Here is a 20,617-nt window from a genome sequence, read left to right as displayed (position 1 = left end):
CGCGTCGCGCGTCACTTCGCGAAGATCTCTTCGAAGAAATCCGCCATCATCCGGTAGGCGCGCCTGGCGGAGCGCTCGTGGTAGACGCAGCCGGGCGGGTTCTGCGCGTCGGATTCGGCGAAGCAGTGCGCAGCCCCGCTGAAATTGACGAACTGCCAGTCGGCCCCGGCCTTGCGCATCTCGTCCTGGAACGCGGTGATCTCTGCGCCCGACACGTAAGTGTCGTCGCCACCGTTGAGCACCAGCACCGGCGTCTTCACCGGCACCGTCGCCGGCAGGTCGGTCGCCAGGCCGCCGTGCAGGCTGACCACGCCAGCGAGCGTGTCGCCGGCACGCACCAGTTCCAGCACCGTGCTGCCGCCAAAGCAGTAGCCGAATGCGCCGATGCGCGCGCGATCCACCAGCGTGGCCGGCTGCTGCTTCAGCACCTCGACCGCCTTCTGAACGCGCGCGCGCAGCTTCGGGCGATCGACACGCATCGCCGTCGCGACCGGACCGGCCTCGGCGTCGGTCTTCGGACGGATGCCCTTGCCGTAGACGTCGGCGACCAGCACCACGTAGTCGTCGCCCGCGACGAGGTGCGCCTTCTCGATGGCGGATTCGTTCGCGCCCTTCCAGTTGGGGACCATCACCAAGCCCGGGCGCGGAGTACTCACGCTGTCGTCGTAGACGAGATATCCGGAGAACGTGTCGCCCCCGATCTTCCATTCGACCGGCTTGGCGACGGGCGCCGCGAGCAGCGCCGGCGACCACAGCAGGGACAGCAGGCAGGGCAGCAACAGGCGATGGCGCATGGCAGGTTCCTCGTGGGGGACCTGCCGAGTGTAAGACCGAACGCGTGCGGCGGCGTCGACCGCTCCCGTTGTCAGGCGATGCCCAGACCCGGAATCGCGGTGATGTCATCCGGATTGAAACCGGCCAGCTCGGCGAAATGCCGGCCCCGCGCCACGTAGTCGCGATACTGGCCGAAGCTCGGCGCACCGGGCGACAGCAGGACGACGCCATCGCCATCCAACGACGCACGAGCGGCGGCGGCGGCCTCCGGCAGCGTCTGCGCGCTCAGCAGCATGAAACCACCCTCGGCCGCCAACGGTGCCAGCAGGTCGTGGATGCGGGGACCGTTGGCCCCCATTGTGATGATGGCGTGCGGTGCCCGATCACGCATGTGGTTCGCGAAATCGGACCAGTCCACGCCACGGTCGTGTCCACCGACGAGCAACGCGATGCGGTGGCCGTCGAAGCACTCCAGCGCCGCCAGCGTCGCATGCGGGGTGGTGCTGATCGAGTCGTTGACCCAGGTGATGCCGTCGCGCGTGCCCATCGTCTGCAGACGGTTGGGCAGCGGACGGAAGGAGTGCGCGTGCGCGGCCCAAGGCAGCGCATCGATGCCGGCCGCTTCCAGCGCCGTCAGTACGGCGCACAGGTTGCCGCGGTTGTGGCGTCCCGGCAGTGGCAGCGGTCGCGTATCTATGACGAAGACATCGCCGCGATACAGGTCGTCCTCGCGCAGGTGCCAGCCGTCTTTGCGATTGAACCAGCGCACGTCGCTGTGCGGCAGGTCCAGCGCCGCCAGGCGCGGATCGGCCGCATTCAGCACCGCAATGCGGGGGTGCGCGTCGGTGACCAGCTTCAGCTTGTCCTCGATGTAACGCGCTTCGCTGCCATGCCAGTCCAGGTGTTCCGGAAACAGGTTCAGCACGACGGCCACGTCGGGACGCGCGCCGCTCGCAGCGACATCGCCGGTCTGGTAGCTCGACAGTTCGATGGCCCATGCATCGGGTGCAGGCACAGGATCCAGCACTTCCAGCAACGGGAGGCCGATGTTGCCGACCAGCGCGGTGCGACGTCCAGAGGCGCGCAGCAGATGCGCCAGCAGCGACGTCGTGGTGCTCTTCCCCTTGGTGCCGGTGACGCAGAACGTATGCGGGACGAGGCCGTCGTCGTCCGCTTGTTCGGCGAACCACAGGCTGGTACCGCCGATGAAGCGCGTACCCGACGCTGCAGCCGACAGCGCTGCCGTGCTATTGGGACTGATGCCCGGCGACTTGATGACGACATCAAACGTCGACAGCCGCTCGGCCGTCGCCTGCGTTTCGATGTGCAGGGATACGTCGCCGAGTGCGGCTGCCTCGATCGCTTCCGCGTCGCTGCAGAACAGCGTCAGCGGCAGCGTCGGCAGCCGCCCGCGGATCGCCTGATGCGCGGCGCGGCCTTCACGGCCCCAGCCCCACAGCGCGACCCGCCTGCCCTCAAGCTGAGAAATTCGCACGCAGGCGCTCCCACAGCGCAGCGGGGACGCGATGCTCGCCACCGATCTCCAGCAGCGGCGCCACGGCCAGTTCTGCGGCATCGAGCTGCGGGCGGATCTCGCGATTGAAGCGCGCGACGATCGTGTCCTCGCGCCATTCCGGGCGGTCGCCCAGCGTCGCCATCGCCGCACGCGACTCCTGGCCTTCGCCGACGCATTCGAACGGCTTGTGGTCCTGGTACTCCAGCAGCGCGTCGAAACCGCCCGTCTGGTTGGCGTCATCCAGCAGGTTGCGGCCGAAGATGCCGACCAGGCGCGGCTTTGGCATGAACGGCGCCAGCGCGAGGAACACGAAATGGCACTTCGGGCACACGCCGCACCAGCGGTTGGTCGGGCGTTCGCCGAGCAGATGGAAGTTGCGGTTGCAACTGGAGAAATGCGCGTCGTAGTGGTCGGTGCGTGCAAACTGCCGCGCTACCGCCAGTTCCGACAACGGGCGCAGCAGCGAGTAGTAGTGCAGATCGGCTGCGACATGCGATTGCACGAACTCGCCGAACGCCTGCTCGAACGCCCACCCCTTCGACCATTGGTGGTTCACCTCGCCTGTGCCCGGGATCATGCTGCCGTAGCTGGCCGAACGCTCGTTGGAGAACACCACCTGGTCCACGCCGTGCAGCAGCGCGGCCAGCACCATGATCGCCGAGTTGATCGCGGTGACCGGGATATGCCCGTTCCATGCGCCCTGGCGGTTGTACTCGAACAGTTCCGGCGCCAGCGCGCGGCCGATGTTGAGCGTTGGCAGACCGGTACGCGCCGCGCAGGCGGCGATCAGCTGCGAACCGCCGATCCAGGTCACCGTCTGGTCGATGCCGGCGCCACGCAGCGCCTCGATGCTGACCAGCGAATCCTTGCCACCACCGATGGCGACCAGCGCATGCTCGCCCAGTCCCGCGGCGGGCGCAGCCGGTTGCGCCGGGGCGCCGACCGGGAAGCGGACACGACCGTGCAGGCTCAGCCCGTTGCGGTAGGCGAACTCGCCAAGTCCATGCACGTATACCTGCTCCATCAGCACCGCCGTCGCCGCATCGATGGCATAGCCGTCGATGCGGATCTCGTTCGGCACCGCCGCCTTGTAGTAGCTGACGCCGGTGATCAGGTGCAGCAGCCGCACCGCCTGTTCGACGGCCTGGGCGCGCGCAGCGTCCAGCGTGAACGGCGCGCCCGGGATGGTCACCGTCTCGGTCAGCTCCGGGCCATCGTCGAAGGCGTAGACCAGCCTCGCCACGCCGCTGTCCGCCTCGAAGGAACAGCGGACAAAACGGAAGGTACGGATGCTGGATTTGTCGAACGTCGTCATGCGTGATCCAAGGAAGAAGCGGCCCACCGTCTTTGGCAGGCAATACGGTGAAGAACAAGTATCGCGTCAGCCCGCCGCATCGCTGCCGACGCCTTCGATGACGTCTTCGCCGGGCAGACCGCGCAGGTTGTAGTGGCTGGCCATCACGTAACCATAGGCGCCAGCATCGGAGAACAGCAGCACATCGCCTTCCGCCGTCGCCGAGGCAAGCTTGCGGCGCTTTCCGAAGATGTCGCTCGACTCGCAGATCGGGCCGACCACATCGAACGGCTCCTGTTCGGTGTCGTCCAGGCGCGACAGGTTGGCCACGTCGTGCCACGCGTCGTACAGCGCCGGACGGATGAGCGTGTGCATGCCGGCATCGCTGCCGACACGACGGATGCCGAGCTTCTCGACGACTTGCGTGACGTGCGCCAGTAGCACGCCCGACTCCGCGACCAGATAACGGCCAGGCTCGATCACCAGTTGGTAGGCCGGATAGGCCGCCTTGATCGCGGCGAGGCCTTCGCCCCACGCCGCCAGGTCGAACGGCTCGTCGCCCTCGGCGTAGGGAATCGGCAGGCCACCGCCGATGTCGATGGTCTCGATGGTGCCGATCTGGTCGGCCAGCCCACCGAGTTCGTCGGCGATCTGGTTCCAGTGCTGCGCGCTTTCCACGCCGCTGCCCAGGTGGGCGTGCAGGCCGGTGATGCGTGCGTCGATCGCACGCGCCGCCGCCAGGAATTCGTCCAGCTTGGCCAACGGCAGGCCGAACTTCGAGGTCTTGCCGCCCGTCTTGACCTTGTCGTGGTGGCCGTCGCCGCGACCCAGGTCCACGCGCAGCCACAGCCGGCGTCCGCGGAACACCTCCGGCCACTGCTGCAGCGCTTCCACGTTGTCGAGCGTGACGTTGATGCCGCGCTCCAGTGCAAAGGCGTACTCCGCGCGCGGCGCGAAGCTCGGGGTGAACAGCACGCGCTCCATCGGCAGCGACGGCGCGATCTCGAATACGCGTTCCAGTTCGCCCTGCGACACGCACTCCAGCCCGAAGCCTTCCTCCACCAGCGTGCGCAGGATGGCCGGATGCGAGTTGGCCTTGATGGCGAAGAAGCGCCGGTCGACGGCACCGATCGCGGCGAGCGCACGTGCGCGAGCGCGGACGACATCCAGGTTGTAGGCATAGCGCGGCGTATCGCCCTGCGCCAGCGACAGCAGCTTTTCGCGGGCGGCCGGCAGGCTCCACCAGCGCACGCCACGCTGGCGCACGGCGCCGTTGATCTCGCGCCAGCTGGGCCCGAACACGCTGGCCTCGTCGGCCGGCATCGCGCCGCTTTCGATCAGGGCTTCGTGCAGCAGCGGCAGCATGCCATCGGCGTCGGCCTCGTCGATGACGAAGGTCAGATTGAGGTCGTTCGACGACTGCGAGATCAGGTGCACGCGTTCGCGGCCGAACATCGCCCAGACGTCGGACAGTTTGTGCAGCAGCGAACGCATGCCGCGGCCGACCAGGGTGATGGCCGTGCATGGCGCAATGACCTTGACGCGACAGATTTCCGCCAGGTCCGCCGACAGCGCGGCCAGCACGTCCGTGTTGACCAGGTTCTCGCTGGGGTCCAGCGACACGGTGACGTTGGTCTCCGACGAACCGATCAGGTCCACCGACAACCCGTGCTTCTTGAAGCGCGCGAACACATCGGCCAGGAAGCCGACCTGCTGCCACATGCCGATGCCTTCCATCGACACCAGCACGATGCCGTTGCGGCGGCTGACCGCCTTCACGCCGGGCACGGTCACGGCATTGCCGTCGATCGTCGTGCCCGGCAACTCCGGACGCTCGGTATCCAGGATCGCCATCGCCACGCCGGCGTCGCGACAGGGCTTGATCGAGCGCGGATGCAGCACCTTGGCCCCGGTGGTCGCGATTTCCTGCGCTTCGTAGTAGTCCAGGCGCGTCAGCAGGCGCGCATCCGGCACCTCGCGCGGATTGGCGCTGAACATGCCGGGGACGTCCGTCCAGATTTCCACGCGCTGCGCACCCAGCAGGGCACCGAAGTACGCCGCCGAGGTGTCCGAGCCGCCGCGACCGAGGATGGCGGTGCCGCCATCGGCATGACGTGAGATGAAGCCCTGCGTCAGCAGCATCGCCGCCGGCTGGCCGGCAAAGGCGCGGCGCCAGTCCTGGTCGGGTGCGGTGTTGCACGACACCGACAGCCGCTGCGCCCACGGGCTCTGGTTGGGCAGGAAGTTGGCCTGCAGCCAGTGGCGCGCGTCGACCCAGCCGAAGTCCAGCCCCTGCGCGCGCAGGTAGGCGACACCCACCGTGGACGACAGCAGTTCGCCCTGCCCCAGCACCTCGGCCTGCCAGTCGAGCGTGCGACTGGCAGCACGCGGATCGTTCAGCAGGTTGCGCAATGCGGCGAGGCGTTCGCCCAGCACCGCGTCGGCGTCGAGCTCCAGTTCGGCGAGGAACTCGCGGTGGCGCTGTTCCAACTTCGCCACCCGTTCCGCACTGTCCGCCGCACCATCGGCGATGGCCGTCAGTTCGTTGGTCACGCCGGACAGGGCCGACACCACCACGAGGATGCGGGCGCCGTTCTCGTCCGCGCGTTTTTTCGCCAGCGTACCGATCGTGTTCCAGCGGTGGCGGCGCGACACCGAGGTGCCGCCGAACTTGAGGACGATCCAACGATCAGACGCAGGGGTGGCAGAGGGCATGGATAGAATGGGGTGGGATGCCCGAACCCTTCGGGCGTGAACCGTCGATTCTAGCCCAAGCTTCCGGGCCCGACCGGACCGTACCGCATGCAACGAAGCTCCTATCGCTATCTGGTGGTCGACGTCTTCGCCGACCGTCCCGGTGCCGGCAACCCGCTGGGCGTGGTGCTGGATGCCGCCGATTGGGACAGCATGCGCATGCAGGCGTTCGCCGCCTGGACCAACCTGTCCGAAACCGTCTATTTCCTGCCGCCGACCACGCTGGACGCCAGCTACCGCATCCGCATCTTCACTCCGCGGCAGGAACTGCCGTTCGCCGGCCACCCCAGTGTCGGGGCAGCCTGGGTCTCGCTGGAGACCGGACTGGTCAGCGACACGGACAGGCTGGTGCAGGAATGCGCCGCAGGACGGTTGCCGGTGCGGGTGGTCGGCACAGGCCCGCAACGGATGATTACGCTGCGTGCGCCCCGTGCCCGGCCTGTCGGGATCGAGCCACCGCCACAGGCCTTGCGGGCCGTCCTCGCCTCCCTGCCGACAGCAGGCTTGCAGGCGGCGCTATGGAACAACGGGCCGTCGTGGTGGCTGATGGAACTGGAAGACGATGCCGCGGTGCGTGGCCTGGCGCCCGATCTGGCGGCGATTGCCGCATTGACACAGGCGACGGCCGCCGTCGGTCTGGCCGTGTTCGGCCGCACGCCTGCCGGCGCCGACCACGATCTCGCCGTACGCGCGTTCTGCCCGGCAGACAACATCCCGGAAGATCCGGTCACGGGCAGCGTCAACGCCTGCATTGCCGCAGCGCTGGACGCGGCCGACGCACTTCCCGGCCATGACGGACGCTATATCGCCAGCCAAGGGCGCGAACTGGGCCGCGATGGCCGCGTCGCCCTGCAGGTCGATGCGGACGGTGAGGTCTGGATCGGCGGTCACGTCCAGGGAATCATCGACGGCCGGGCGACTTGGTAAGCTGCGCGGCCCCCACGCGACAACACCCCCATGACCCTCCGCCGCTACGTCCAGCTGGACGTATTCGCCGACCGCCCCGGCGCCGGCAACCCGCTGGCCGTCGTGCTCGACGCCGCCGGCCTGGATGACGACGCCATGCAGGCCATCGCCCGCTGGACGCGTCTGCCGGAAACCACCTTCGTGTTCGCGCCCACGCAACCGGGCGCGAGTTATGCCGTGCGCATGTTCAGTCCTCGCCGCGAAGTCCCGTTCGCCGGCCACCCCAGTGTCGGCACCGCGCATGTCGTGCTCGATGCCGGCCTTGCCTCACCCGTCGACGGCGTACTGATGCAGGAAGGTGCGGTTGGCGTACTGCCATTGCGGGTGGACGACGAGGGCGCCACCCGCACCATCGCCGTGCGCACGCCGCGCGCGCAGGTGGTGAAGGTGGGCGATCCTTCGAACGATGAAGGCCTGCGCGCGGCGCTCGCGAACCTCCCGGCCGGCGATCTGCCGCCCGCCCTCGTCGATGGCGGTCGCCGCTGGTGGCTGGCCGAAGTGCGCGACGAAGCCACGCTGCGCGGCGCCGCGCCGGACTGGGACGCCATAGGCTCCCTCGCCCGTGCCACCGAAAGCATGGGCGTCTGCGCCTATGCCCGCACCCCAGGCCAACCGTATGACCTCGCCGTGCGCGCCTTCGTCGGTGCGCCGGCTGCGTTCGAAGATGCGGCCTCCGGCGCCGCCAACGCGACGCTGGCGGCCTGGCTAGCGTCACGCGATGCGCTGCCCGGTCGCGATGGCCGCTACATCGTCAGCCAGGGGCGCGAAGTCGGTTATGACGCGCGCCTGCAACTGCGCGTCGACGACGCCGGCGATGTCTGGTCCGGCGGTCATGTGCGGACGATCGTCACCGGCCAGATCGACTGGTGACATGCGCTTTTACTGTAGGAGCGACGTCAGTCGCGACCGGAAAACGTGAGGCGGAAGTACAGCGTGATATGTGCAGCCACCTGCACACATCGGGGGCTCCTTACTATCAAAGGCTGCGGTCGCGACTGACGTCGCTCCTACAGGAGGCGACCGCTACTCCGCCTCGTAGACCGCCTTGCCATCCACCCATGTCGAGCGCACGTGCAGGTCGTCGAGCTGCTCGCCCGGGATCGCCAGCGGGTCCTCGTCGAGGATAACGAAATCGGCGCGCAAACCTGGTGCGAGTCGGCCTACCTCGCTCTCATCGTGGCCGGCCCATGCGGCATCCGCAGTGAATCCGCGCAGCGCCTCGGCGGCACTGAGCCGCTGGTCGGGCATCCAGCCGCCGCGGGGGTGATCCTTGCCATCCTTGCGCGTCACCGCCGCATGCAGGCCGCGTCGCGGGTCGACCGATTCCACCGGAAAATCCGAACCCAACGCCAGCTTCACGCCACTCTCCTGCAGGCGCTGCCAGGCATAGGCGCCGGTGATGCGTACCGGGCCCAACCGGTCCTGCGCCCACGGCATGTCCGAGGTGGCATGCGTCGGCTGCATCGAAGCAACGATGCCCAGCGCAGCGAAGCGCGGGAACTCCTCCGGCGCCATCACCTGCGCGTGTTCGATGCGCCAACGATGATCGGTCTTCGCCGCATCGCCCAGGACGCGCTGGTAGGCATCCAGCACCAGCCGGTTGCCACGGTCGCCGATCGCGTGCGTCGCCACCTGCACCTTGCAATCGCGTGCCTTGCGCATCGCCGACTCCAGTGCGGCGGGTTCCGTCACCAGCAAGCCACGGTTGCCGGGATCGTCGCTGTAGTCTTCCAGCAGCGCGGCGCCGCGGCTGCCTAGCGCACCATCGGCATACAGCTTCACGCCGGTCATCTGCAGCCGCCCACCCGCGTGGTGGTACGGACCTGTCGCGCACAGATCACCCAGCGCAGCACCATCACCGTCGGCATAGGCATCGATGCGCAGCGGCAGGCGTCCCTCGTCGGCGAACTGCCTCATCAGCGCCAGGTCCTCACGGGACACGCCCATGTCGTGCACGCCGGTCAGGCCGTTGCGCACCGCGGCCTGCGTGGCTTTCTCCAACGCCTGCCGGCGATACGCCGCATCCGGCGCAGGCACCACCGCATTGACCAGCGCCATCGCCGCATCGACGAACACACCGCTCGCCTTGCCGTCGACACGCTCGATGCGGCCGCCTTCGGGCTGCCATTCGCCGTCCATAGAACGCGTCGCGTTCGACGCGACCGCACGCAACGCCGCACTGTTGGCCCAGCCCGCATGGCCGTCCACGCGCTCGAGCCAGACCGGGCGGTCAGGGAAGGCCGCATCGAGATCCGCGGCGGTCGGGAAGGTCTTTCCTGGCCAATCGTTCTGGTCCCAGCCTCCACCCAGCAGCCAGGCGTTCGGCGGCAGCTGCTTCTCGAACTCACGCAGTCGCGCGACAACCTCGGCCTTGTCCTGCGCATCGACCAGGTCCGCGCGCATCAGCGCATACCCCAGCCCCATCACATGGCCGTGTGCATCGATCAGGCCGGGGATCACCGTCTTGCCAGTGGCGTCGATGCGCTTGGCGCCGGGATAGCGCGCAAGCAGCCCGCGCGTGTCGCCCACGGCCAGGATGCGTCCCTGGGCGTCCCACGCCATCGCTTCCGCGACCGGTCGCGAGGGATCGGACGTATGCACGCGTGCGGCCGTCACCACCTGTACCTGTGCCTGCGCAACACACGCACAGGCCAACAACCCGCCCATTCCCCATGCCAGACGCCGCATGCCGCACTCCCGTGGTGATCCAGCGCGGGACTATGCGCGGTGGCGCGCGCCACGGCAACGCCCGCAAAAAAGGGGCCTTGCGGCCCCTTTCGCGGCAATCCCCTGCCTACCGCCCCGGGCTCCCGCGCAAGGCGGGGATCACTCGGGTCGCACGTCCACGCGCACGCGCATGCGGTCGCCGGGGTGGTAGCCGGTACGCGTGCGATAGGTACGGCCGCCATACTCATAGGTCACGTCGTAGCCGGACACGCGGCCGTCGCCGTAATAGTCACCCCCGTAGCGGCTGTCGTTCACGGGTTCGGGATCGCAGACGCGTACCTGCCCGCGCTGCACCTGGCGATTGCGTTGGGAGTTCTCGTAGATGGACCTTCCGGCCATGCCGCCGACCATCGAACCGACCGCCGTGCCAACGTAGCGCCCACTGCCGTCGCCGACCTTGCTGCCCAATACCGCACCCGCGATACCGCCGATGACCGTGGCCACGGTGCGGCCGGTTTCCGTGCTGCCGTTGGACACACGGCGCTCGCCGTAGCGATCCTGTCCGTAGACATCGCGGTAATCACCGTTGTCGTACACGTCGCCGTAGCCACGATTGCCGTACGGGTCGTTGCCATAGACGTCGCGGGCGTACACGTCGTCGGCATCGCGGTAGTAGCACCGTTGGGACGTCGTGCTTCGCGCGTCGCGGTAACCGCCATCGATGATGGGGTCGACACGCACCACGCGCGCATAATCGGAATAGGGTTCATCGCCGTAGCGGTCGGACGTGCCGTACTGCCGCGAGGTCTGCGCGGAGGTAACACCGGCGACCAGCAGGCCTGCGGCCATCACGGCGGCGGAAAGACGCTTCATGTCGGGTACTCCCCCACGCCGGAGTGGCGTGGACGCATGCTCGTCCCGGCCGGGTGAAATCGGGCTGAACTCAACCGGCCTGAACCGCGCGGTTTAACCATTCGACAGCTTGCGAGGCGATCCCGGCCGCGTGCCGGTCCAGCAGCGGCCCGACATGGGACGGAGAAACCGTTTGCAGCACGCAAGCGTCCCAGGCAGCCGCCATCGCCGACGGAATCGCCGGCATGACGTCGTCATCCGCGTGCGACAGCACGAACAGCACCGGACATGCAGGCCGCGCGGCCGCTACGCCCCCATAGGCATGACGCAGCACCGCACCGGATTCATCTCGCCAGTGGCGGAAGGCGAACAGGGTCGTCGCCTCGTCGGTATCCGGCAGCGCACGCCGCGTACCGCCGAGGCGCGCTTGACGATGCCACGGGACGATATCCGGCCAAGCGCGGGAGATCAGGTCCGAATGCCACGGCACGGGCGGCAGCGGATTCACCAGTACGACCGCATCCGCTTCATCGGCGACATGGAGCGCCAGTAGGCCGCCCAGGCTCGCTCCGACCACGACGCGCGGCCGCGGCAACGCCAACAGCGCAGCGCGCGCCTGCTGTAGATAATCGTCGAACCCGGTGGCCGCAAGTCCCGCGACCACCGGTTGCAGATCGGGCGCGGCGACGGCGATACCCGCCGACTCGAACACGCCGCGCCACACATTCCATTCCCAGCCGCCGCCACCGGCGCCATGCACCAGCAGCGCGGCCCGGACTGCCGTCAAAGCAGCGTCGCCTCCAGCGACACCGGCACCGACAGCGCGCGCGAGATCACGCAGCCGGCCTTCGCCTGTTGGGCGATCTCCTCGAACTGCGCGGCGCTGATGCCCGGCACGCTCGCCGACACGGTCAGCTTGATCCCGGTAACGGTCGGGCCCGGATCCATGCCGGGTTCCATCGTGGCTTCGGCGCGTGTCTGCAGCTTGTCCGGCGTGAAACCCGCCTTGCCCAGCACGGCGGAGAGCGCCATGGTGAAGCAGCCGGCATGCGCCACCGCCAGCAGCTCTTCCGGATTGGTGCCCTTCTCGTCGCCGAAGCGCGTCTTGAAAGAGTAGTTCTGTCCCTCGAACAGGCCGCTCTGCGGCGTGCTCAGGCTGCCCTTGCCGGATTGCAGGTCGCCGCTCCACACCGCATCCGCATAACGCTTCAAAGCCATGGTCGTGCTCCATCGTGGTCAGGGGAGCGCAGGGTACACCTCCGGGCGTTCACGGCATGTACCGCAGTGCGGCTTGACCCCGCCCGGCCCCATGCCGATGCTGGCCGTCCGCCATGACCGCCCGCCGAGCGCCACGCTCACGGGATGCGCTCAGCCCGGACAGCCATGACGGCCCTTCGACCCCAACCTCCGGGAGGAACGGCCTCATGTCGTACAGCACACAACAGATCCGCAACGTGGCCCTGGCGGGCCACCCCGGCGCCGGCAAAACAACCTTGTTCGAAGCCCTGCTGCATGCCGGCGGCGCCCTCCAGGTGGCAGGCACCATCGAACGCGGCACCACCGTCTCGGACCACGATCCGATCGAGAAGACCCGCGGCCATTCCATCGACACCGCCATCGCCAGCACCGACCACGGCGGCATGCACGTCAACCTGATCGACACCCCGGGCTATCCGGAATTCCGCGGCCCCGCGCTGTCGGCGTTCTCCGCGGTGGACACCGCGCTGATCGTCGTCGATGCCGATACCGGCATCGCGCACGGCACCCGCCGGCTGATGGAACGCGCGCGCGAACGCAACCTGTGCCGCGCCATCGTCATCAACAAGATCGACCACGAAGGTGCCGATGCGGCTGGCGTACTGGCGGCGCTGCGCGAGGAGTTCGGGTCCGAAGTCCTGCCACTCAACCTGCCCGCACAGGGCGGCAAGACGGTGGTCGACTGCTTCTGGCAATCCACGGGCGAGTCCGATCTGGGCGCGGTTGCGGACTGGCACCAGAAGATCATCGACCAGGTGGTCGAAATCAACGAGACGGTGATGGAGCACTACCTGGACCTGGGTGAAGGCGGCCTGTCCGGCGAGGAGCTGCACGATGCCTTCGAGCAGTGCCTGCGCGAAGGCCACCTGGTCCCGGTGTGCTTCGCCTCCGCGCGGACCGGCGCGGGAGTGAAGGAACTGCTGGACGTGGCCGAACGCTTGTTCCCCAACCCGGCCGAAGCCAACCCGCCGCCGTTCGTGAAATCCAACGGCAGCGGCCCACAGCCGATAGAGGCCGTGCCGGATCCGCGCGCGCACGTCATCGCCGATGTCTTCAAGATCGTCAACGATCCCTTCGTCGGCAAGCTGGGCATCTTCCGCGTCTACCAGGGCACGCTGAAGAAGGACACGCAGCTGTTCGTCGACGACGGCAAGAAGCCGTTCAAGGTCGGCCATCTGTTCAAGCTCAAGGGCAAGGACCATGTGGAAGTCGACCAGGCCATCCCCGGCGACATCGCCGCCGTGGCCAAGGTCGAGGACCTGCACTTCGATGCGGTGCTGCACGACAGCCACGATGAGGACCATATCCATTTGGCGCCGGTAGCGTTCCCGAAGCCGATGTTCGGCCTGGCGATCGAGGCCGCCAGCAAAGGCCAGGAACAGAAGCTGTCCATCGCGCTGCAGAAGCTGGCCGAAGAGGATCCCGCCTTCATCGTCGAACACCAGCCCGAGTTGAACGAGACCGTCATCCGCGGCCTGTCCGACCTGCACCTGCGGGTGATGCTGGAGCGGCTGAAGGAACGGCACGGAGTGGACGTGAAGACGCGACCGCCGCGCATCGCCTACCGCGAGACCATCGGCGCGAAGGCCGAAGGCCACCACCGCCACAAGAAACAGACCGGTGGCGCCGGGCAGTTCGGCGAGGTCGCCCTGCGCATCGAGCCGCTGCCGCGCGGTGGCGGCTTCGAATTCGTCGACGAAGTGAAGGGCGGCACCATTCCCGGCCAGTTCCTGCCGGCCGTGGAAAAAGGCGTGCGCCAGGTGCTGGGCAGCGGCGCTGTGGCCGGCTATCCACTGCAGGACATCCGCGTCGTCGTCCATGACGGCAAGCACCATGCCGTGGACAGCAAGGAGGTCGCGTTCGTCGCGGCCGGCAAGAAGGCCTTCCTCGACGCCATCGCCAAGGCACGGCCGCAAGTGCTGGAACCGGTGGTCGACCTGGAAGTCGCCGTGCCCGAAGCGCAGGTCGGCGACATCACGGGCAGCCTGGCGGGCAAGCGTGCCCGCATCAACGGCACCGATGCGGTGCGCGGCGAGATCGTGGTAAAGGCGCAGGTGCCGCTGGCGGAACTCGAAGGCTATGCGGCCGAACTGAAATCCATGACCGCCGGCCAAGGACGCTACAGCCTGGATTTCAGCCACTACGAACCGGTGCCGCCGGGCGTCCAGCAGAAACTGGTGGACGCCTACAAGCCGAGGCACGACGACGATTGAGCGTCGCAGGGGTGCGGCATCCGGTCGCGGCGGCATGCGACGGATGCCGCTTGCGGTGCATGTGGCTAAGGTGATTTCGTCATGCCGACAGGCGATTTCCGACGCGCGGCGACGGAAAAACGGAAAAAAAGCGAAAAAAAAGGCGTTTCAGGGCCGATCTGCTCTTGGCGTCGCCAGTTCTTTGCCCTACATTTCGCTTGCCGATGCGATCGGCCCGATTACCCAACCACTCGACCGTAGAGACAGGACACATGGCAAAGAGCACCAAGAAGGCCGCGCCGAAGAAGGCCGCCAAGAAAGCTGCACCGAAGGCCGCCGCCAAGCCGGCCGCGCCGAAGCCGATCAAGGAAGCGCTGAGCAAGTCGGGCCTCGTCGCCCACATCGCCGAAGCCACCGCCGTCGCCGCCAAGGACGTCCGCGCTGTGCTGGCCTCGCTGGAAAGCGCCGTGCACGCTTCCGTCAACAAGAAGGGCGCTGGCGCCTTCACGCTGCCGGGCCTGCTGAAGATCACGGCCGTCAACGTGCCGGCCAAGCCGAAGCGCAAGGGCATCAACCCGTTCACCAAGGAAGAGCAGTGGTTCGCCGCCAAGCCCGCCACGGTGAAGGTCAAGGTCCGTCCGCTGAAGAAGCTGAAGGACGCCGCAGCCTGATCGCTGCGCATCTTGCGTGATGAAAACGGGACGGCCATGCCGTCCCGTTTTTTTTGGCATGCCATCGGTCACGGTTGCGAACCGGTCATGCTGCCCGCAGATAATCCACCTACCCCCAACGCAAGGTGCGCCCCCATGAAGATCCAGGGTTTCCTCGACCATCTGCTGAAATCGTCCAGCGGGAGCGGCAGCGTGCTCAATGCCGACTTCGGCAAGGGGGCGATCAGCGGCGGCGCGCTCGGCCTGCTGCTGGGCAAGAACAAGACCACGCGCAAGCTGGCGACCTACGGCGGCCTGGCCGCGATCGGCGTGATGGCCTACCGCGCCTACGGTGACTACAAGCAGCAGCAGCAGGGCGGCTTCGCCGCCGGCACTGCGCCGCAGACAGTCGACCGCCTGCCACCACCCCAGGTGGAACTGCACAGCCAAGCTATTCTCAAGGCGTTGGTCGCCGCCGCAAAGGCCGACGGCCACATCGACGCGCGCGAGCGTGAGGTGATCGAAGGCGAGTTCTCACGCGTAGGCACCGATGCCGATCTCCAGCAATGGATGCATGCCGAACTGGAGAAGCCGCTGGATCCGGCCGAAGTCGCGCGCGCCGGCAGCACGCCGGAGATCGCCTCCGAGATGTACCTCGCCAGCCTGATGGTGGCCGACGAGCAGAACTTCATGGAACGTGCCTACCTGGACGAACTGGCGAAGCAACTGAAGCTGGACCCCGCGCTGAAAGCACAGCTCGAACGCCAACTCGCACAGCCGCAGGCCTGATCCACGCGATGCGACCGGCTGCCCGCCGCCTGCGACGCCTGGCGTGGTCGCTGCTGTGGCTGGCGGCGTTCACCGCGCTGCTCGTCTGGGCATGGGGCCAGCCGTTCATGGCATCCGCCCGCATGCTGTGGGACATCTCTCGCGCGCCTCCGCCGCGCGCCCTGCCGGTCCCCGTGCAGGGCGTGCGTGCGCGGCAGATCGCGGATACCTTCGGCGCGCCGCGCGGCAGCGACCGCACGCACCAGGGCGTGGACATCTTCGCCAAGCGTGGCACCCCGGTGTTCAGCGCGACGCGAGGCGTCGTGGCCTCGGTGCGCGATGGCGGCCTTGGTGGCAAGCAGGTGTGGGTGATCGGACCCGGCCGCGAGCGCCACTACTACGCGCACCTGGACGACTGGGCGGCCGAGCTGTCCAGCGGACAGGTCGTGCAGCCCGGCGACCCGCTGGGCTTCGTCGGCACCACCGGCAACGCGCGGGGCACGCCGCCGCACCTGCACTACGGCATCTACGGCGCGGCGGGCGCCTACGACCCGCTACCCCTGTTCAAGGCCGGCACGGCGACCACGACCGCCGACTGAACCGCGACGGCGCCGGGCGGAACAGTCCATCGCGGTGAAGGCGCTCGTTCCTCCGGGTGCACGGGCCTATCTTGGCCCTGTCCCCCACCGCGCCTGCCCCATCGCCATGCCCAACAACACCCACCGTTACCGCATCACCGTCACGCCAATCGAGGACGATGGCCTGCAATGCAACGGCCGCTGCACCATCGAGTTCGAGCACACCTGCCACGACGACTGGATGCGGATCCTCGAGAACATCCAGCGCCAGCGAGGCCTCAGCGGCGACGAGCGCGCCGCGCTGGTGGTCGGCACGAAGCTGCTCAGCGGCCTGATGCTGGACCACCGCAAGGACACCGATGACCTGTTCGCGCCGTTGCGTCCGCACATGGGCACCTTCGTCGCCTCGCTGAAGGAGCGCACCCACAACGTCGGCTGACATCCGGCAACGGTCCGCGTAGCCTGCCCGCATGAAGGCACGGCACGCCACCGACGCGCACTCGCTGGAACAGATCCCCAACATCGGGCCATCGATCGCGGGCGACCTGCGGGGTATCGGCATCACGCAACCGCGCGACCTGGTCGGCCAGGACCCCTACGCGCTCTACCGCCGCGTCAACGACAGCACCGGCCAGCGCCACGATCCCTGCCTCTGCGACTGCTTCATCGCCGCCGTACGCTTCATGGAAGGCAGCGGTCCGGTGCCCTGGTGGCACTACACGTCCGAACGGAAGCTACATTTCCTGCAACGCCCTGCCGGTTAGGCGCCGGACAGGCGCCGCCGGCTAAGGTGCGGCGACCCGTCACGGAGCCCTCCATGCGCACCCGCCGCCGCTTCCTGGTCGCCGGCCTCGCCGGCACTGCCACGCTCGCCCTCGCCGGCTGCGAAACGCTCAACACGGTCACCGGCCTGTTCGGCAACCAGATCAACTTCACCCAGCCGCAGCTGCAGCGCTACCTCAACCAGAGTTTCCCGCGCGAGTTCGACAAGCTCGGCGGCCTGGTGTCGGCCACGCTGACCAACCCACGCCTGAGCATGCCGTCCAACGACGACCGCCTGCGCCTGGATTTCGACATCGGCGTCAGCGCGCTGGGCGCGCGCGACGTGAGCCGCGGCCATTTCGCGCTCGCCAGCCGCCTGCGCTATGACCCCGCTACGCGCGGCCTGCATCTGGACAATCCGGAAATCCTGTCGGTCGACGTGCCTGGCAGCGGCTCACTGATGTCGGGCGGCACGCGCCAGCTGGTCAACACCGTGCTGGCCGAGTACGCCCGCAGCGAACCGGTCTACCGCATCGACAACGACATCCTGCAGCGGCTGCCGGCCAGCAAGCGGATCGGCAGCACACAGATCGAGGACGGCCGCGTGGTCATCCACCTGCAATGAGGACGATGATGATGAAGACACTGCTCGCCCGCGTCGCCCTGCTCACTACGTTGCTGTTGCCGCCCGTTGCGATGGCGGAAAGGGGCAACCTGCTCCTCCCCGTGGAGGACAGCAGCAACGTGCTCCGCCTCAACGCCGCCCAGCTGCAGACTGCGGCACGCAGTGGTTTCCCGGTGGAGCATGCGCTGCTGGAAGGTTTCGCCGCGCTGACACTGACCGATCCGCAGGTGCGCATTCCCGCACCGGGCGAACGGCTTCAGCTGCAGATGAACTACGACATCGTGCTGACCACCGGCGACCGGCTTGAGAACGGCAACGTGGTGATCAGCAGCGGCCTGCGCTACGACCCGGGCACGCGCGGCCTGCATCTGGTGGACGCGGTGCTGGAACACCTCGGCACGGGCGCTGCCGGACGCGGCTTGCCGGGCGGTTCGCGCGAGGTGCTGCAGGACCTGATCCGCGAGTACGCCAACACCCGTCCGCTCTACCAGCTGACCGACGACGACCTCGCCCGGGTGCCGGGCACGCTGACCGCCGAGTCGCTGCGCATCCGCGATGGCCAGGTGGAACTGCAACTGGCGGCGACCGCCTCACCCTGAGTCTGCTGCGACCGTGCAAAGGCCACGGCTTCAGAGTTCGAAGCGGTAGCTCAACTTGACCACCAGCTGCTCGTCATTGCGCAGACTGAACGTGTCGCGCACCGCATCGTCGACGCCCTCCGTGCCTGCCAGCTGCTCGTAGCCGCCGCGGGCGTAGACCACGTACAGGTAGGACAGCGGCGCCAGCTCGTAGCGATAGCGCACCTGGAAGCCCAGGTTGTGCACGCGGAAGTCGTCGATCGGCTCGGCGGTGGCAATGGCATGGCCGGACGGATCGAAGCGCCACGCATTGTGGGCGCGTGCGCTGATGCCGATGGCCTCCATCTTCACGCGCAGTTCCTGACGGTCGTTGATGTTCCAGTCCAGGCCAGCGCGCAGCTTGGTTTCGCGCCCCTCGAACGCGCCGACCAGATCGCCCTGCGCCGCCCCCTGCCAGATCAGCCAGTCCGGCCGGTGTACGGCCAGCAGGCCGGCATTGAGGCTGAACGCATCGCTGATGAAGTAGGTGGTGCCGTACCACACGGCCGTGCCGATCTTGCGGTTGCCGGCCAACCCGCCGCCGAACGTTTCCAGCTCGAACGTATGGCCCCAGTTGCCCTTGCGCGGGCGCTCGTACTCGAAATAGGTGTTGAAGTTGGCCGGCATCCGCACGATGCCGTTGCCGCGCAGCAGCGTGTCATTGATCCCCGCGCTGTTGACGTTGATCTGCGCGTACTCGTAGCTACCGTTGCGCAGCTGGCCTTCGCGACTCATGCGGAACTGGTCGTTGAGCTTTTCGCCATGGTTGTTGTGGCTGCTGCTGACGCGCCAGCGCCAGTCCTTGGAGGAATAGCGCGAATCCTCTGCCAGCCCAGTGAACCGCTTGCGCGCCTCCCAGTGCAGGTAGTTGCTGCTGTTGCGCGACAGGTAGCCGAAATCGTTGAGCTGCAGGTCGTTGCCGAAATGCATGGCGATCCACTGCTGCCGCCAACCATCGTCCATCTCGTAGTCGGCCCACACGGTCGCGCCGACATCGTCGGTCTCGGTGCCGCCCTGGTCTATGCGACTGCCTAGCAGGCGGGTGCGGATGTTCCAGCGCGCGGTCGGCCGCCAGTTGTGGTCCACGCCCAGTACGGTGGCCTCGCGGTCGCGCCAGGGGTCGTCGACGCGGGTCAGCATCGCACCGAGGTTCTGCGTGTCGAAATCGCGCACCAACCGCAGTGCTTGGTAGCTGCGCCCGGTGGCGCCGTCCTCGTCGGCAGAGAACAGGCCGTAGTTCACCTTGCCCAGGCTGCCGTTCAACTTCACCGCGGCGGTGATGTCGCCGGTGCTGCCCACGCGTCGCGTATACAGCTGCTGGCTGTCGTCCGAGGGCGTGGTCAGTTCGAAGATGCCCTGGTTCTCGGTGAAGAAGGGGCGCTTGTCGCTGATGAAGGTCTCGGTGGCGCTGAAGTTGACCACCAGGTCATCGGCCTCGACCTGGCCGAAATCCGGGTTGACGGTGGCGGTCAGCTGGAAGCGGCCGTTCGGCTTCCAGAACAGGTCGGCGCCGCCGTTGAAGTCGCTGCGTCCGCCGACGTTGTCATACATCCCGGACACGTAGGGCGTGATGGCCAGCAAGGACTGGTCGTACTGGGCGACGGTGACCGGCGCGAAGTCGGACAGGAAGCGCGGCCGTTCGAAGCTGGCCGACGGCCACGCCATGCGCTCGCCGGTCGCGCCGATCACGCGCGCCAGAAACACCTTCAACGTGCGCTGGCCGTCGGTGCCATCGCGCATCGGCGCGGTATGCCAGGGAATCAGCAGTTCGACCGACCAGCCCTCCTCGTCCTCGGTCACGGCATGGCGCCACTGGCCATCCCAGTCGTCGCTGAACTGGTTTTCGTTGGTGATGATCTCGTCGGCGATGCCGCCGGTGGAGCTGACCGTGAAGGCGTAACCGGTGCGACCGTCGCCATCGAAATCGATGAAGGCGTTGACGCGATCGACCTGTGCGTCGAAATCGCGCTGCACCTTCTGACGCGTACGCGGCACGCTGGCCGGATGGGTGGCGCGGAAGGCGATGGCCAGGCCGTCCGGCGTGGCCAGGATCCAGGCTTCGGTGGGCAGCGAGCCGGGCTCGCCGGTCAGCGGCTGGGTCTTGCGGAAGTCGGTAACGTGGCGCGCGTCCTGCCATTCGGCGGGATCGATGCGGCCATCGATCTCGACGGCCTGGGCCAAGGTGCAGGGCAGCAGCAGCGCGAGCGCGCCGGCAATACGGAGGAGAGTCATGGCAGTCGGGTGGTGGTCCGGTGCGCGCAAGGTAGCGACGGGAAAGACGGACCACACCTGCCTTCGGTCATTTCAACCTTCGGGCTTCCTGCGGCATCCGTGCCTGGAAGGGG

The 20,617-nt window shown here is 67.7% G+C and carries 19 protein-coding genes; 10 read left to right on the top strand and 9 right to left on the bottom strand.

Annotated elements, in window-relative coordinates; genetic code table 11:
* Positions 1–11 precede the first annotated feature (11 nt).
* The 4 genes from ACSQ1W_RS02715 to ACSQ1W_RS02700 all read right to left on the bottom strand — a co-directional run bounded on the left by ACSQ1W_RS02715 (position 12) and on the right by ACSQ1W_RS02700 (position 6,299).
* Entirely contained in the window at positions 12–794 is a 783-nt protein-coding gene (locus ACSQ1W_RS02715) for a dienelactone hydrolase family protein (protein ID WP_436041564.1), read from the bottom strand.
* 71 nt (positions 795–865) lie between these two features.
* Positions 866–2,269: a UDP-N-acetylmuramoyl-L-alanine--D-glutamate ligase gene (gene murD / locus ACSQ1W_RS02710; RefSeq protein ID WP_436041563.1), complete on the bottom strand. Its 1,404-nt coding sequence runs from the start codon at positions 2,267–2,269 to the stop codon at positions 866–868.
* Positions 2,250–3,605 carry a UDP-N-acetyl-alpha-D-muramoyl-L-alanyl-L-glutamate epimerase gene (gene murL, locus ACSQ1W_RS02705; protein WP_436041562.1) on the bottom strand — a complete coding sequence of 452 codons (1,356 nt, stop codon included), beginning with the start codon at positions 3,603–3,605 and terminating at the stop codon, positions 2,250–2,252. Before murL ends, murD begins: the two co-directional genes overlap by 20 nt.
* 66 nt (positions 3,606–3,671) lie before the next feature.
* Positions 3,672–6,299, bottom strand: coding sequence for a bifunctional aspartate kinase/diaminopimelate decarboxylase (locus tag ACSQ1W_RS02700; RefSeq protein ID WP_436041561.1), 2,628 nt, complete (start codon positions 6,297–6,299; stop codon positions 3,672–3,674).
* Positions 6,300–6,386: 87 nt separating this feature from the next.
* Between ACSQ1W_RS02700 and ACSQ1W_RS02695 the strand changes: the two genes are divergently transcribed.
* Both ACSQ1W_RS02695 and ACSQ1W_RS02690 read left to right on the top strand, forming a co-directional pair.
* On the top strand, positions 6,387–7,265 hold the full coding sequence (locus ACSQ1W_RS02695) for a PhzF family phenazine biosynthesis protein (protein ID WP_436041560.1): 879 nt from the start codon (positions 6,387–6,389) through the stop codon (positions 7,263–7,265).
* A gap of 30 nt (positions 7,266–7,295) precedes the next feature.
* Positions 7,296–8,174, top strand: a complete 879-nt coding sequence (locus tag ACSQ1W_RS02690; RefSeq protein WP_436041559.1) for a PhzF family phenazine biosynthesis protein — start codon at positions 7,296–7,298, stop codon at positions 8,172–8,174.
* A gap of 153 nt (positions 8,175–8,327) precedes the next feature.
* Here the strand turns inward: ACSQ1W_RS02690 and ACSQ1W_RS02685 are convergent, their stop codons facing one another.
* From ACSQ1W_RS02685 to ACSQ1W_RS02670, 4 genes are all read right to left on the bottom strand, one after another.
* Positions 8,328–9,992, bottom strand: a complete 1,665-nt coding sequence (locus tag ACSQ1W_RS02685) for an amidohydrolase (RefSeq protein ID WP_436041558.1) — start codon at positions 9,990–9,992, stop codon at positions 8,328–8,330.
* Positions 9,993–10,130: 138 nt separating this feature from the next.
* Positions 10,131–10,844 (bottom strand): glycine zipper 2TM domain-containing protein, encoded by a 714-nt coding sequence (locus ACSQ1W_RS02680; protein ID WP_436041557.1) that lies wholly within the window; start codon positions 10,842–10,844, stop codon positions 10,131–10,133.
* 70 nt (positions 10,845–10,914) lie between these two features.
* The gene (locus ACSQ1W_RS02675; RefSeq protein ID WP_436041556.1) at positions 10,915–11,610 is read right to left on the bottom strand and encodes an alpha/beta hydrolase; all 696 of its coding nucleotides are present in this window, start codon (positions 11,608–11,610) and stop codon (positions 10,915–10,917) included.
* Complete coding sequence (locus ACSQ1W_RS02670) at positions 11,607–12,041, bottom strand: OsmC family protein (RefSeq protein ID WP_192270073.1); 435 nt, start codon at positions 12,039–12,041, stop codon at positions 11,607–11,609. Before ACSQ1W_RS02670 ends, ACSQ1W_RS02675 begins: the two co-directional genes overlap by 4 nt.
* Before the next feature lie 206 nt (positions 12,042–12,247).
* Here ACSQ1W_RS02670 and fusA point away from each other — a divergent pair, with 206 nt between their 5' ends.
* From fusA to ACSQ1W_RS02630, 8 genes are all read left to right on the top strand, one after another.
* Positions 12,248–14,293 (top strand): elongation factor G, encoded by a 2,046-nt coding sequence (gene fusA, locus ACSQ1W_RS02665; RefSeq protein ID WP_436041555.1) that lies wholly within the window; start codon positions 12,248–12,250, stop codon positions 14,291–14,293.
* A gap of 251 nt (positions 14,294–14,544) precedes the next feature.
* The gene (locus tag ACSQ1W_RS02660; RefSeq protein ID WP_062351169.1) at positions 14,545–14,943 is read left to right on the top strand and encodes an HU family DNA-binding protein; all 399 of its coding nucleotides are present in this window, start codon (positions 14,545–14,547) and stop codon (positions 14,941–14,943) included.
* Between the two features lie 135 nt (positions 14,944–15,078).
* Positions 15,079–15,711, top strand: a complete 633-nt coding sequence (locus tag ACSQ1W_RS02655; RefSeq protein WP_436041554.1) for a tellurite resistance TerB family protein — start codon at positions 15,079–15,081, stop codon at positions 15,709–15,711.
* Between the two features lie 8 nt (positions 15,712–15,719).
* The gene (locus tag ACSQ1W_RS02650) at positions 15,720–16,289 is read left to right on the top strand and encodes a M23 family metallopeptidase (protein WP_436041553.1); all 570 of its coding nucleotides are present in this window, start codon (positions 15,720–15,722) and stop codon (positions 16,287–16,289) included.
* Positions 16,290–16,395: 106 nt separating this feature from the next.
* Positions 16,396–16,707, top strand: coding sequence for a DUF3861 domain-containing protein (locus ACSQ1W_RS02645; protein ID WP_436041552.1), 312 nt, complete (start codon positions 16,396–16,398; stop codon positions 16,705–16,707).
* Between the two features lie 31 nt (positions 16,708–16,738).
* Positions 16,739–17,032, top strand: a complete 294-nt coding sequence (locus ACSQ1W_RS02640) for a helix-hairpin-helix domain-containing protein (RefSeq protein WP_436041551.1) — start codon at positions 16,739–16,741, stop codon at positions 17,030–17,032.
* A gap of 53 nt (positions 17,033–17,085) precedes the next feature.
* Positions 17,086–17,655, top strand: a complete 570-nt coding sequence (locus tag ACSQ1W_RS02635; RefSeq protein WP_436041550.1) for a DUF1439 domain-containing protein — start codon at positions 17,086–17,088, stop codon at positions 17,653–17,655.
* Between the two features lie 11 nt (positions 17,656–17,666).
* Positions 17,667–18,254 (top strand): hypothetical protein, encoded by a 588-nt coding sequence (locus tag ACSQ1W_RS02630; RefSeq protein WP_436041549.1) that lies wholly within the window; start codon positions 17,667–17,669, stop codon positions 18,252–18,254.
* Positions 18,255–18,284: 30 nt separating this feature from the next.
* Here ACSQ1W_RS02630 and ACSQ1W_RS02625 read toward each other — a convergent pair whose 3' ends face one another.
* Positions 18,285–20,504: a DUF5916 domain-containing protein gene (locus ACSQ1W_RS02625; RefSeq protein WP_436041548.1), complete on the bottom strand. Its 2,220-nt coding sequence runs from the start codon at positions 20,502–20,504 to the stop codon at positions 18,285–18,287.
* Positions 20,505–20,617 lie beyond the last annotated feature (113 nt).

The organism is Pseudoxanthomonas sp. LjRoot143 (assembly GCF_964252945.1).
GTDB lineage: Bacteria > Pseudomonadota > Gammaproteobacteria > Xanthomonadales > Xanthomonadaceae > Pseudoxanthomonas_A.
The sequence above is the reverse complement of the archived record's forward strand: the minus strand, read 5'-3'. Positions and strand labels throughout refer to the sequence as shown.

Bases quoted from the DNA above. Each gene is read 5' to 3' on its own strand.
- ACSQ1W_RS02645 (WP_436041552.1), top strand. From the start codon at position 16,396: ATGCCCAACAACACCCACCGTTACCGCATCACCGTCACGCCAATCGAG.
- ACSQ1W_RS02695 (WP_436041560.1), top strand. From the start codon at position 6,387: ATGCAACGAAGCTCCTATCGCTATCTGGTGGTCGACGTCTTCGCCGAC.
- ACSQ1W_RS02680 (WP_436041557.1), bottom strand. From the start codon at position 10,844: ATGAAGCGTCTTTCCGCCGCCGTGATGGCCGCAGGCCTGCTGGTCGCC.
- ACSQ1W_RS02700 (WP_436041561.1), bottom strand. From the start codon at position 6,299: ATGCCCTCTGCCACCCCTGCGTCTGATCGTTGGATCGTCCTCAAGTTC.
- ACSQ1W_RS02685 (WP_436041558.1), bottom strand. From the start codon at position 9,992: ATGCGGCGTCTGGCATGGGGAATGGGCGGGTTGTTGGCCTGTGCGTGT.
- ACSQ1W_RS02660 (WP_062351169.1), top strand. From the start codon at position 14,545: ATGGCAAAGAGCACCAAGAAGGCCGCGCCGAAGAAGGCCGCCAAGAAA.
- ACSQ1W_RS02715 (WP_436041564.1), bottom strand. From the start codon at position 794: ATGCGCCATCGCCTGTTGCTGCCCTGCCTGCTGTCCCTGCTGTGGTCG.
- murL (WP_436041562.1), bottom strand. From the start codon at position 3,605: ATGACGACGTTCGACAAATCCAGCATCCGTACCTTCCGTTTTGTCCGC.
- fusA (WP_436041555.1), top strand. From the start codon at position 12,248: ATGTCGTACAGCACACAACAGATCCGCAACGTGGCCCTGGCGGGCCAC.
- ACSQ1W_RS02635 (WP_436041550.1), top strand. From the start codon at position 17,086: ATGCGCACCCGCCGCCGCTTCCTGGTCGCCGGCCTCGCCGGCACTGCC.
- ACSQ1W_RS02630 (WP_436041549.1), top strand. From the start codon at position 17,667: ATGAAGACACTGCTCGCCCGCGTCGCCCTGCTCACTACGTTGCTGTTG.
- ACSQ1W_RS02670 (WP_192270073.1), bottom strand. From the start codon at position 12,041: ATGGCTTTGAAGCGTTATGCGGATGCGGTGTGGAGCGGCGACCTGCAA.
- ACSQ1W_RS02625 (WP_436041548.1), bottom strand. From the start codon at position 20,504: ATGACTCTCCTCCGTATTGCCGGCGCGCTCGCGCTGCTGCTGCCCTGC.
- ACSQ1W_RS02655 (WP_436041554.1), top strand. From the start codon at position 15,079: ATGAAGATCCAGGGTTTCCTCGACCATCTGCTGAAATCGTCCAGCGGG.
- ACSQ1W_RS02650 (WP_436041553.1), top strand. From the start codon at position 15,720: ATGCGACCGGCTGCCCGCCGCCTGCGACGCCTGGCGTGGTCGCTGCTG.
- ACSQ1W_RS02640 (WP_436041551.1), top strand. From the start codon at position 16,739: ATGAAGGCACGGCACGCCACCGACGCGCACTCGCTGGAACAGATCCCC.
- ACSQ1W_RS02690 (WP_436041559.1), top strand. From the start codon at position 7,296: ATGACCCTCCGCCGCTACGTCCAGCTGGACGTATTCGCCGACCGCCCC.